This window comes from Chitinophaga sp. 01L420, assembly GCF_056399985.1.
Genome location: NZ_JBFTSK010000085.1, coordinates 1 through 12,599 on the forward strand (window position 1 = coordinate 1; position 12,599 = coordinate 12,599).

6 protein-coding genes are annotated in these 12,599 nt (G+C 44.0%); 3 read left to right on the forward strand and 3 right to left on the reverse strand.

From position 1 onward, the window contains the following. A partial coding sequence (locus AC1DP6_RS35445) for a hypothetical protein (RefSeq protein WP_477059129.1) occupies positions 1-290 on the reverse strand: 290 nt, incomplete at its 3' end. Between the two features lie 91 nt (positions 291-381). Then, complete coding sequence (locus tag AC1DP6_RS35450) at positions 382-708, reverse strand: YegP family protein (RefSeq protein WP_477059130.1); 327 nt, start codon at positions 706-708, stop codon at positions 382-384. A gap of 151 nt (positions 709-859) precedes the next feature. On the opposite strand from AC1DP6_RS35450, the gene AC1DP6_RS35455 reads away from it, so the two are divergent. Further along, on the forward strand, positions 860-1,600 hold the full coding sequence (locus AC1DP6_RS35455; RefSeq protein WP_477059131.1) for a hypothetical protein: 741 nt from the start codon (positions 860-862) through the stop codon (positions 1,598-1,600). A 22-nt stretch (positions 1,601-1,622) separates the two neighbouring features. On the opposite strand, the gene AC1DP6_RS35460 is transcribed toward AC1DP6_RS35455, so the two are convergent. Further along, positions 1,623-1,982, reverse strand: a complete 360-nt coding sequence (locus tag AC1DP6_RS35460) for a SnoaL-like domain-containing protein (protein ID WP_477059132.1) — start codon at positions 1,980-1,982, stop codon at positions 1,623-1,625. A gap of 710 nt (positions 1,983-2,692) precedes the next feature. Between AC1DP6_RS35460 and AC1DP6_RS35465 the strand changes: the two genes are divergently transcribed. Next, positions 2,693-5,314 carry a ferritin-like domain-containing protein gene (locus AC1DP6_RS35465; RefSeq protein WP_477059133.1) on the forward strand — a complete coding sequence of 874 codons (2,622 nt, stop codon included), beginning with the start codon at positions 2,693-2,695 and terminating at the stop codon, positions 5,312-5,314. Between the two features lie 890 nt (positions 5,315-6,204). Next, positions 6,205-12,599, forward strand: a 6,395-nt coding sequence (locus AC1DP6_RS35470) for an amino acid adenylation domain-containing protein (protein WP_477059134.1), incomplete at its 3' end; no start/stop codon positions are given.

The window sequence follows — 12,599 nt, forward strand, 5'->3', positions numbered from 1 at the left end:
GTGAAAAACCATTTAGCCTTTTCCGTACCATCTTTAAGATATTTAGCCGTAACCATGCCACTAATGCAGAAATAGCAGTGCCGGCAGATTTCCCCATAGTCCAGTATAATATCATTACGCTTAAAGAAGAATATCTCGCAACTGTTAATGATGTTGTTGGTTAACGCTTCGGAAAAATAGGGGAGGTATGTTTTTATGTTGTTAAATAAAATGCCAAAGTAATCCTGGATTTCGGGGGGCATGGCATTGGGAGTATACATGACTTTACTTCCGCGTCCCGGTTTTTTCATAACGGTGTTTATTTGGGGGAATGAAGGGGTGGGAGCTAACTAAAGGCTGGTCAGCGCATATGCTGACCAGCCGGACTTCAAACAAATTACGCTAAGCTTCTTCTACTGTCGCTTTAGGTGCATTACTTTTGACAGAAGCAATGCCATTATCACGACTAGCAGCACTTTCGTACATTTGGCTGGTACCAATGACTTGTCCATTGGCAGCTTTCAGGTTAAAATAATGTTTCCCATTGGTGGAAGTTTCTTTCTCGAACCGTTCATCAACCTGGGAATTGGTTCTTACGGACTCAATGCCGTTGTCGCAGCCTGATCTGGAGGTGTAGCCCTCGCTAACAAGGATTACTTCCCCATTACCTGCTTTTAAATTAAAACGGAATTCGCCGTTGCTACTTTTGGAGACAACAAATTTACCCATAGGATATTGTTTTAGTGTAAGGAAAGTTACTTAATAAATTTCAAATGCCTTTTAAGGAGGCAAATAAGGCCGTTTCTTTCTATATTAGCCCTCTGGAATAGCGATTACTCCCGCTATAATAACTTTTGGTAACTATCATATTGCTAATATCATGTACAAGGGAGAAGATAATATTTATTGGACATTTAGCTCCTCTGCACAGGCCATTGCGGCGCTAATCGGCTTTCTGGCGGCAGGATTTTTCTTTATCCACGAAAGAATGGATAGAGAAGTAGAAAAGGATGAAACCCTTATTGAAATTTATGCCGATATTAAAAAGCAATATTTTTCGAGGTTAAAATTTTTACTATGGCTTACCGGCCTTTCTATAACTTTTAGTTTGTTGGTCGTCTATCTTAATGGATTTGATGTAGGCGTATTCTCCATATTCCTTGTAGCTGTTGTCGGCGTTCTTAATATTTTTACAATTTTCCAGGCAATGGTATTTGTCATATTTATTGTAAATCCGTCGAAGATTGAAAAGACAGCAGATAAATTAATTGAAAACGATAAAGAATCATTTGATGTTAGAAATTCCCGTACGGTATCAAGAGGCGAGTTCCTGGAGAAATTTGCTGTATTGGAGAAAACAGCACGAAACATCTTGGCTAAAACTCCGGGTCAGGGTACGGACGCTGGTCGTCCCCAGCAGTTCATGCATTTTCAGCAGGTCTTAAGAGAGCTTTTTCAAAGAGGGATATTAACCCGCGATCAAATCAATAAATTCAATCGTGTAACCAGAATAAGAAACCTCGTTTCTCACGGAGAGATAGGGGTTGTTGATTCAAGGGCCGGCATCCTGGTCGATGAATTAAATAATCAGCTGCGAAATAACGCTTCCGCAGGTCGCTGATCAACGATGTGAAAATGTATGATTACATGAAGAACTGCTCTGAAATAATTTTACCATCTTTTACATGATATACGCAGAGCTCACTCATCTTTACACGGTCTTTGTCAATCATTTTGATGTCCATAGTGAGTACGAAGGCGATCACATTGCCCGTGATCAATGGTGTTGAAACAGTAGTGCCATACCTGGCTTCCACCATAGAGCGGAATTTTCTGTCTTTCTCCGTTAAAGCGTTCCGTCCTTTGGTTTCTTTTTCAAAATCGGGCGTGGCGTAAGGTTCTATGCTGATCGCATCATCGGCATAAAGTTCCTTTTGTGCAATATCAAATTTTTCTTCCCGGCAAAGTTCTGTGAGGCGGGAGGCGATTTGTTCTACTGTCATAATAGAAGGGTTTTATTGGTGAATAGCATATTATTGTCACTAAGAAGGTTTTTTTTCCATCAGATGACAACCTGTTTTTCAGTAGCAAGATAACCAAAATATTAGTTGTTTGCAGGGCTGACTATGCTTGAAATTAAAGCCTGAGAGAATATCTGCGCTATGTAAGGTGGTTAAAGCAATATGCAATATATCATTGTAACTGTTTTTAGATTTTTTTGATAAGTTAAGCTTTATCAGACTGCGACCCTATCGCATTATCACATTGTAGTTTTAACGCCGTAAAGGAAATATGAAAACCGTGTGTATCTGATATCTTTTTTGTAACACCCACCTCTGCCTGATAACACATTATATTGTTGTTATAATTGGTAATCTGGATTTATTAAGGAAACGTAAGGACTAAGAAATGAAACAAGCATTCGTAATTTTATCGGTTGGCATCAGGAAGCATTTTTTAATTAATAAGCAGTATTCTCCTCCTTCCTAATATTGTCTCTTCTTTTTTATTGGTTGTTCAGTTAACTGTACAGATTTCCTGGCTTTGCCTGGAAGCTGTGAGCTTTCGTTGCTGAGTAACCTGCATACAACCCTTTCTTACAACTAATTCGTGACAGGTGCATACACCTGTGGCGAAATCCAACGTGTATATCATTTTATAACCGTGGCATGAGTATGTCATTAATCGAACACCTTTAATTTAAACACTATCTATGAGCTATTTGCAATTTCCCCGGCTTCATTTTTCAGGAAAATTTGAGTCCGATATCCCGACAGTTAATAATCCCAGGGGTTATTATGATAATGATAATTTCCAGACCAGTTATCAGCTACCTGCTTATCCGATAGGAAATGGAGGTCCCAGTCCTAATGGAACCGGCAGCTGGCGATTGTATAATTGTACAGTTCAGCGGGTTACTTACCTTGATGGTACTACCTGCGACGATGCGGCTTTAGATGCTATTATCGGAATGCCATTGAGCGGAATGGACAGCCGTGTGGATGGTAAAATGGCAGATCTGGATACCGATGAAAAAACAACGGAACTATGGGGCTTCCAGGTAGTAGTTGGCAATGGCGATGATGCTGCTTTTCAGGGCGACTATGAAGTGGCGGCTTTCAGTGATTACTGGTTACGTGCACAGGATGCAATTTTCGGCGATGTTGGCAGTGGTGCTGTTTATCAAAGCGTTTTAAATATTGGAAGATGGAATCATAACATAAGATCCCGCTTCCTGGAAGAACTGACTGCAGGCCTGCCGTCAGGAGAGGCGCCGGACAAGCTGAGCATCAAGTTCAACCTGGATGCGTTTGATTTTAATCCTGCTTCCGCTACTTTTCTTTTTGGCAGGATTACAGGAGCTATCGGCAGATATCTTCCGGATGAACCGCTGCATTTTGTAAATGGCCGGGCGCTGTTTCCTAATCCTGCTGCGCGTATTAGTCTTAACACGGCTTACTGTAAAGTGGGTGATGGCGTGGTACATGTTGACCTGGGGAATAGTTTGCCTACTGAGAAGGGAGTACTGGCTGATGTAGACCAGATTTATCTGGCTGTATTGCCGGCTTCAGGTGGACCGGTATTATTGGGAGAGATAAATTATGGAGACACCAATTGGTATGCTGCTACTGCCGGTATTGTATCCATTCCTTTTACACCTGCAACAGCCGCATTAATTGAGCAAAATCCATTGGCTATCTTTCATTCTGCATCCGGCAGAACATTGCTGCAGGAAAATACCACCGGGACATTCCTGCGTGCCGATGCATTTACCTTCCGGTTAAATCCCGGAGAAAAACAAACTGCCAGGATATATGCCAGTGCTTTCGGAAAACCGTTCAGCAACCAGTCCATCCGGCTGTTTAATGTGCCGGGACGGAGAGCTAAACCGGGCGCACCATCTCACCTGGCTTTCCCTGCCAATGTTATGACTAATGTAAATGGTGTAGCAGAAATACCTGTTACCGCCAGTGATCCCGGAACACCGAGAGATTTTATTGATGGGCAGGTATATTATATTGGTTATGCCGCAGGGGATATACGGAGTAATGACACCATTATGGCAAAAGTATATTCCGGGTACCAGGTGCCAGATGAACCAACCTGGATGGAGCATGTACAACCTATTTTTCAGCAGTACGCCAATCTGTATCCGGTGATGAAGCCTATTGTCGACTTGTCTAACTATGCCAGTGTTATTCAGCGTTTGCATGTCATGAAAAATGTTTTCAGGCTGCCGGTCACAAGTCCTAATTATATGCCGGTAACGCGCGACCTTTCTGCCGCAAAGCTGGAGATGATCCGGAAGTGGCTGGACAATCCGGTGTATATGAAACTGGATAGTATTGATAGTCTGAAGCTGGCATTGCAAACGGCACTGGAGCTGGAGCATGCCACTATTCCCCCTTACCTGTGCGCTTTGTATAGTATCAAACAGGGATATAATATAGAAGTGGCTGAATTGATCAGAGGTATTGTAATGGAAGAAATGCTGCATATGGCATTGGTATCAAACCTGTTGATTGCTATCGGTGGTAGTCCTGATATGGTGCATCCCGGATTTGTACCACGCTATCCCGCTGCATTGCCGGGAGGTTTGAGAGCAGGTCTCACCGTGCATTTACGGCGTTGCTCTATAGAACATATCCGTGATACCTTTATGACCATTGAAGAACCGGAGGAAATGATTCAAACCAGGATGAAAGCACTGAATCAGCAATGGCCGGAAGGAACAAATCCCTATACCATTGGCTGGTTTTATGATGAGATCAAACGAGGATTGATTGATTTGAATAAGGCAGGGAAAATTACTTTTGGTAATATTGATAAACAGGTGAAGGAATGGAACGGACAAGGAAAGTTGTTCGCTATAAAGAATTTACAGGATGCGCTGGTTGCGTTGGAACAGATAAAAGATCAGGGAGAAGGGGTGTCTTCCTCCAATCCGGAGGATGGTGATGGTGAGCTGGCGCATTACTACAAGTTTGCGGAAATAGTAAACGGACATCATCTGGTTCGAAAAAAAGGTGGTGGCTTTTCTTATACAGGAGCTAAAATATCATTTGATGTTAATGGTGTATGGCCTATAGAAGATGATCCGCAACTGGTTAATTATCCGGAAAACTCCCGTGCACAAATATTGTCTGTACAGTTTGCACAGGCCTATCAGGCCATGTTAAAGGCATTACATCGTACATTCAATGGGGAACCCGGATTTTTGCAGGAAGCGGTAGGGACTATGTTTGCGCTGTCCCTCATGGCGCGTAAACTGGTGGAAACACCTACCGGTGCAGCTGATGGCACTACTATGACGCCTGCTTTCCAATTGCCGTGAACTTGAATAACCGGATATGTTATGCTGTTTGAAATGCTGCTATTTTAAACAGCATAACATACATATTGTGATGCGCTGTTTATGTCAGCCAAAAGTTTTTAAAAAAAAAATTTCATTGTTGTTTTTTTATTCCTAATTTTAGTCATACTTTTCTTCGACTACTAAAAAAAATTACAACAAAACCGACACCAACTCAATAACCGGAAACCCAACAAAAAACGCAACATCCAGGAAACTTTTTTATTGTCAATGAGACTTAACATTTTAATACTCGTATTTTATGAGGCGAAATCAGCTTAGTTCCTTTGAACCATATCCGCAGTGCTCCGTTTAGAATAACCCAGCCATCAACGTGGAAGCTATATCTGTCCATCAATCATAACCCGGTGGTTGAAATATACATGGGGTAAATGATTGCTATTTTTATCTATCAGCATGCCTTCTTTCAGATCTGCATAATAGTCTGGAAAGATCCGCTGATGCTTATGATTTGAATTTACTTTTCTTTCTAACCAGATATAATCTGGTTTTTTCTATGCAAGCTGGAGTATATGTTACAAAACATTACCCATTAGCTTTTACATAATTAATTATCGTAGGGAAGCCTTATAGTGTGAAACAAATATGTACTCACATCTGCGACAGCTATGTCCTTTACTTTGAGGGTCGTAAAGTGTGTTAACAACCGGTGTAATCATGCAGATTACCGGAAGCTTTTTGTTACTATCCATCTGCTACTATCTCCGAATAGTTCCCCCCGGTATTTAGTTACATAGCCGTTATATAAACGGCCTACTACTGATCTGCTGCCTGAAAGGGCGCAGGGCGGGCTTTATTTGCCTGTCCCTGTCACTACTCAATAATTTACCATACTCAAAATATAAAATGATATGTTCCAACAGATGATTTCGCTCCATCCCGCACAGCATGATATTTTCATGGATCAATTGATATATCCTGACAGCTCTCATTATAACACAGGTGGCTACCTGAAAATAGTAGGTACACTTGATAAAGAAAAATTTATTGCCGCCGTTTATTCATTGCCTGCGGTATTCGATGCACTCAGAATGAGATTCAGTATCACAGATGATACACCGCATCTGTATTTTGATAACAACGCTCTTTCATATCACATGCAGGAAGTGGATGCCACTGACATACCTGGTAATAATGCTGCCATGGAGCTATGGATAAAAGACCGGCTGAACATCCCTTTTAAATTAGGTGAGGATGCGTTGCTGTATGAGTTTTATCTTATCAGGATCAGTGATCAGGAACATTGGTGGTATTTTAAATATCATCATCTCGTAACAGATGGTGTAGGGGTGGCTGCGGTGTTCCAATATCTCGCAAAAAAATACAATGCACTGGTAACTGGTGTGGAAACAATTTTCAATTTCCCTTCTTATAAAGAAGAAGCCATCAGGGCGCATACTTATTGGGATTCTGAGGACTATGCCAGGGAAGGTGTATACTGGAAGGCCAGAATTGGTGAAAAACCGGATAGCGTGTTGAAGAAAAGACAGGGTGCTGCACATCAGAAACAGGGAGGAACCTACCTGCTTGATATTGCAGCGGAGGACAAAGCCTGGATAGATGAATTGGAAAAACGATCGGGTGTGAATTTGCAGCAATTAACCATTGCTGCCTTAATGATTTATTTTGCTACGTCAACATCGCAAACGTCCTTCATCTTTGGTGTTCCTTTACATAAAAGGAGAACGAAACAATTACGTACCATCGCCGGTATGTTTATGGGAGTTATACCCTTTAAAGGCGTGTATCAACCGGATATTCCTTTGCTCGAACTGCTGAAACAGATCGCTTCTTCCCAAAGGGAAGATTACCGTTATCAGAACTATCTGGTCAGCGATCTGAAAAAAATGATGCAGATCGGCCATATCAACGATTACCTGATTGAGGTGATCGTAAACTATGCCTTGCTGGATATGGAACTGGAGATGGAAGGAAATATAAAAGCCACCACCACCACATTATCTAACCCGGACCTCTCATTTCCACTGGAACTGATGTGGAAAGATTACGGCAAACAACAGCCTATACAGTTAAGAATGGATTACCAGGAACAGTTCTTCTCAGCGGAGGAGATGCCGTTACTGGCAAGCCGTCTTATGCATATTTTACGGCAGTTTAAGAATGGTTTGCAGGATCCTATTGGACAAATCAGTATCCTGCCAGAGGAAGAACATAGGTTGTTGTCAACCTACAATGATACTGCGGTAGCCTATCCTGGCGACAAAACCTGGCTGGATCTGTTCGCCGCCCAGGTAGCACGTACTCCCGATGCAATCGCCGCGGTTTTTAAAGAGGCTGCCATCAGTTACCGGCAACTGGATGAGCGCTCCAATCAACTGGCGCATTACCTGCAAAGTCAGGGGGTAAAAGAAGAAACATTGGTGCCTGTTTGCCTGGAACGTTCTGAAGAGATGATAACAGGCATTTTGGGCATATTAAAGGCCGGAGGTGCCTATGTACCCATCGACCCTGATTATCCGGCGGAAAGGATAGGTTATATGCTCACAGATACCGGTGCCGGCATCGTACTCACTACTATGGCGTCTGCTCCGCGTTTACAGCCGGCAGACAATATCCGGGTGATCACATTGGATGGCGACAACAGCAGTATAGCGGCTTATCCCCGCACCGCGCCACCCAATTCGCTTACCCAAGCCAGCCTGGCGTATGTAATTTATACTTCCGGCACTACTGGTCAGCCCAAGGGCGTAATGAATGAGCACGGAGGGTTGTTAAACCGTTTGCTATGGGCACAGGATTACTTTCATCTTGATAGTACCGATGCCGTATTGCAAAAAAATACTTTTTGTTTCGATGTATCTGTATGGGAATTATTATGGCCGCTGATCACGGGAGCCAGGCTGGTATTTGCGTTACCCGAAGAACATAAGAATGCTGATTATCTGAAGGAAATTATCATCCGGCAGGGGATTACTACCATCCATTTTGTGCCTTCCATGTTGCATGTTTTCCTGGAAAATATTGCTGCAGGGGATTGCTCCTGTTTACGTCGTGTACTTTGCAGTGGCGAACCCTTGTTGCCGCAGCAGGTACAGGCTTTCAAACAAACGAAGATCCCTGCAGGTTTGTATAATCTGTATGGCCCTACAGAAGCGGCAATAGATGTAACCTGCTGGCCGGCGCCGGAAGACAGCAGTATCCCTGAAATAGTACCTATCGGTAAACCTGTTGCCAATACCCCCTTGTACATTCTGGACACATCCGGCAACATAACACCTATAGGTGTGCCGGGAGAATTGCACATTGGAGGGATACAGGTGGCACGTGGATATCTGAATCGTCCGGAATTAACGGCTCAGCGATTTTTTAATAATCCATTTCTAAAAACAGGGCATACAAGAATGTATCGTACCGGTGACCAGGCAAGATGGTTACCGGATGGGAATATCGAATACCTGGGCCGGAAAGACGACCAGGTAAAAATCCGTGGTTATCGTATCGAACTGGGTGAAATAGAGAGTCTGTTGCTGCAATGTGAGCTGGTAAGCCAGGCGGTAGTAGTGCCAAGGAAAGATAATCAGGGGTTGATAGGTTATGTGGTGCCCCGGGGTGATTTTGATAAAAGCGCTATCCTGGTCTTTTTACAATCAAAATTACCCGGTTACATGGTGCCATCCTTTTTGATACCACTGGATGAATTACCGCTTGGCACAAACGGAAAAATAGATAAAAAAGCCTTGCCTGCGGTGGATATGAATGTGTTGCTGGAAGAGGATTATGTGGCGCCGCGCAATGAACGGGAACAAACGTTGGCAGCTATCTGGGAGGAATTGCTGGGTGTATCACGGGTAGGCATATACGATAACTTTTTCGAATTAGGTGGCGATTCCATCGTTACGATCCAGCTGGTAAGCCGCGCAAGGCGATCGGGTTATGCATTGCAACCCCGTAATTTATTTGCGTGTCAAACCATAGCTGCACTTTCTTCATTCCTGTTGTTGCAGGAGAATAGCACACTTACAGGCGAGCAGGGATTACTTACCGGTACCAGCGGACTGTTACCCATACAGCAATTTTATTTTGAAACAACAGGCAATACCAGTACCCATTTTAACCAAAGTGTGCTGCTGAAAGTAACTAAAACAACCGATACGGATAAACTTTCAATGGCTATTACACAACTGGTACGCCATCACGATGCGCTGCGTTTCGGGTATAAATATTCCGATGGCACCTGGAAACAGTTCTACGGCGACTATGAAGCTCCGTTGGAAATTCTCGACCTGCGTGACACCGCCCCGGCGGTATTACCGTCGGCCATTGCAGCGAAAGAGGAACAATACCAGCGTAGTCTGCATATTGAAAAAGGTATCCTTTTCCGCGCAGTACTATTGCTCACGCCGGAGGAAGAAGAACATCACCGTTTACTGCTGATAGTTCACCACCTTGCTGTAGATGGCGTTTCCTGGAGGATTTTATTGGAAGATGTAGTGTTGCTGCTGAATACAGCAGCACCTGAAATGACCGGTGTACTTAGCCACAAAGGTAGTTCTTACCGTCAGTGGTACAATGTATTGGAAAACTATAGCAGGTTGCCCCATTTATTAAACCAACAATCCTATTGGGAAAAAATCGCTGGAAAATATACCCCGTTAAGGGTAGCACATACTTATGATGGCGGCATTGCCACGGCTGATGTTGACCGGCTGGAAGTCCGGCTGGATGCAGTCCGGACACAACGTTTGCTGCAGGAAGTGCCTAAGGCCTATCACACAGAGATCAATGATATTTTATTGAGTGCACTCGCGCTAACACTCAATGAATGGAATAATAGCCACAGTGTAGTAGTGGGAGTGGAAGGGCACGGCAGGGAAGACATTGCCGCCGGCATAGATAACAGCCGTACCGTAGGCTGGTTCACCAGCATGTATCCGGTATTGCTGGAGATGCAAACAGCCGACCATTCAGCACTGATAAAAGAGGTGAAAGAACAATTACGTAAGGTAACGGATAAGGGCATCGGATATGGGGTATTGAAATACATCAACAAAGTACCTTCCCTGCAGGGGAATAATCCCTGGGATATCCTGTTTAATTACCTCGGGCAACTGGATAGCCTGCTGAGTCGCAATGACTATCTGAGTGCTTCCATGGACCCGCTGCATGCTTTTGCCGCTGAGGCACATCCTGTTCAGGAGAAAATAGTTATTGACAGTTATATCCAGGACGGAGTGCTGGTATTGAACTGGCGTTATAGTACCCGGCACTATAACATGACTGATATAGAAAAGCTGGCTTCCCATTATTTATCAAACCTGCAAATGCTGATCGCGCATTGTGCCTCACAGCAGGCTGTTTCATTTACACCTGCTGATTATGGATTGGGTGCCTATATCAGTCATGAAGCCTTGGATAAATTCCTGGATGTTCCTTACAAAGGTGTTCCAAGGCGTCAGCAAATAACCGGCTTATATCGGCTGAGCGGTTTACAGGAGGGTATCCTGTTTCATTCATTGTATAATCAGCAAGCAGATGTCTATCTGGAACAATTAACCTGTGATCTGGGTACATTAAATGAAACAATATTCTTACAGGGCCTGCAACACCTGGTACAACAGCATACTATTTTACGCAGTGTTTTCTATTACGATGAATTCAGTGTTCCTGTTCAGTGTGTGCTCCGGGAGGTGAAACTACCGGTAACCGTGCTGGATTACCGCCATCTGAACGAAAGCGAACAGCTGGACGCCATATCGCAATATGAAGAAACAGATCGGCGTCAGGGATTTGATTTTAGCGAAGCTCCGCTGACGCGCTATTGTCTGATACGCCTGAAAGATGAACATTACCGGTTATTATGGACATTCCATCATATCCTGTTAGATGGTTGGTCATTGCCGGTGTTGCTGGCAGAACTGCTGCAGTATTATGAGACTGTCACTACTGGCAGTAAGCCGGTCATCACAACGGAAGACAGGTTTGAAGATTTTATACGTTTCGTGGACGGTCAGGATAAAGCACAGTCATTGCAGTATTGGGGTAATTATCTGAACAAGATCAGTGAAGGAAGCTTGTTGCCTTTCATTGGCACTGTGGCCGGCCGGACAAAAGGATTGGGCGTTTACAGGGAACATCTGTTACAGCTGGATGCTATCGCGACTGACAGGCTTACTTCGTATGCCCGCCGTCATCGTATCACACAAAATACGTTGATGCAGGGAGTGTGGAGCTATCTGTTGTCCCGTTATACCGGCCGCAGGGATATTGTTTTTGGTATTACAGTTGCCGGCCGCCCGGAAGAATTGCCGGGAATGGAACAACGGGTAGGTATGTTTATCAATACACTGCCATTGCATACTACCGTGGAGCCGGAGAATGATATTGTTGCATGGTTACAGCAACTTCAGGTAAATCAGCAGGAATGCCGTAAATATCAATACACAGGGTTAAAGGATATTCAGCAAAGCACCGGTATAACAGGTGATTTGTTCGATACATCCATCACGTTTCAGAACTACCCGTTGAACAGTGTGCTGGCATTAAAAGACTGGCAATTGAAAATGACCAACCTGGAGGCCCATCCGCATACCAACTATCCTTTAACGATCATCATTCATACGGGAGAAACTACCAGGCTATTATTCAGTTATAACAGTGATCTGCTGGATACGTTTTATGTGCAGCAGATAGCTGCACAGTTCCATCATGTACTGTTGCAGGTAATTGATAATGAAGTAAAGCAGCTCAATGATATTGAGCTGTTAACAACGGCTGAACGTGAACTGCTGTTATCTGCAAATAACCAGGTGAGGCTACCCGGAACGGATGAAACGATCCTGGATATGTTTGCGGCAGTGGTAGCCCGTACCCCGCAGGCCACTGCACTGGTGTTTGAAGGCCAGGCTATGAGTTACGAGGAACTGGACGCACGTGCTACGCGGTTAGCGGTTCATCTCCGCAAAAACGGCGTAGGGGCTAATACGTTAGTACCGCTGTTCATAGAGCGTTCTGCTGATATGGTAGTGGGCATCCTGGGGATATTGAAGGCTGGCGGTGCTTATGTGCCTGTTGAACAGGATTATCCTATGGAACGGATCAGTTATATTTTAAAAGATACCGCAGCAACGGTGATCGTGAGCAGTAGTAGTTGTAGGGGATTGTTGCCCTCAACAGCGGCGCAGGTGATTTCACTGGACGAAGATTTGTTGAGCGATGCCGGATCCGCCCTGCCTCGTCCGTCGGCTTCACAATTGTTGTATGTGATTTATACCTCTGGTAGTACAGG

Coding starts and splice junctions, on each gene's coding strand:
- AC1DP6_RS35460 (WP_477059132.1), bottom strand. CDS start 1,982: ATGACAGTAGAACAAATCGCCTCCCGCCTCACAGAACTTTGCCGGGAA.
- AC1DP6_RS35465 (WP_477059133.1), top strand. CDS start 2,693: ATGAGCTATTTGCAATTTCCCCGGCTTCATTTTTCAGGAAAATTTGAG.
- AC1DP6_RS35455 (WP_477059131.1), top strand. CDS start 860: ATGTACAAGGGAGAAGATAATATTTATTGGACATTTAGCTCCTCTGCA.
- AC1DP6_RS35450 (WP_477059130.1), bottom strand. CDS start 708: ATGGGTAAATTTGTTGTCTCCAAAAGTAGCAACGGCGAATTCCGTTTT.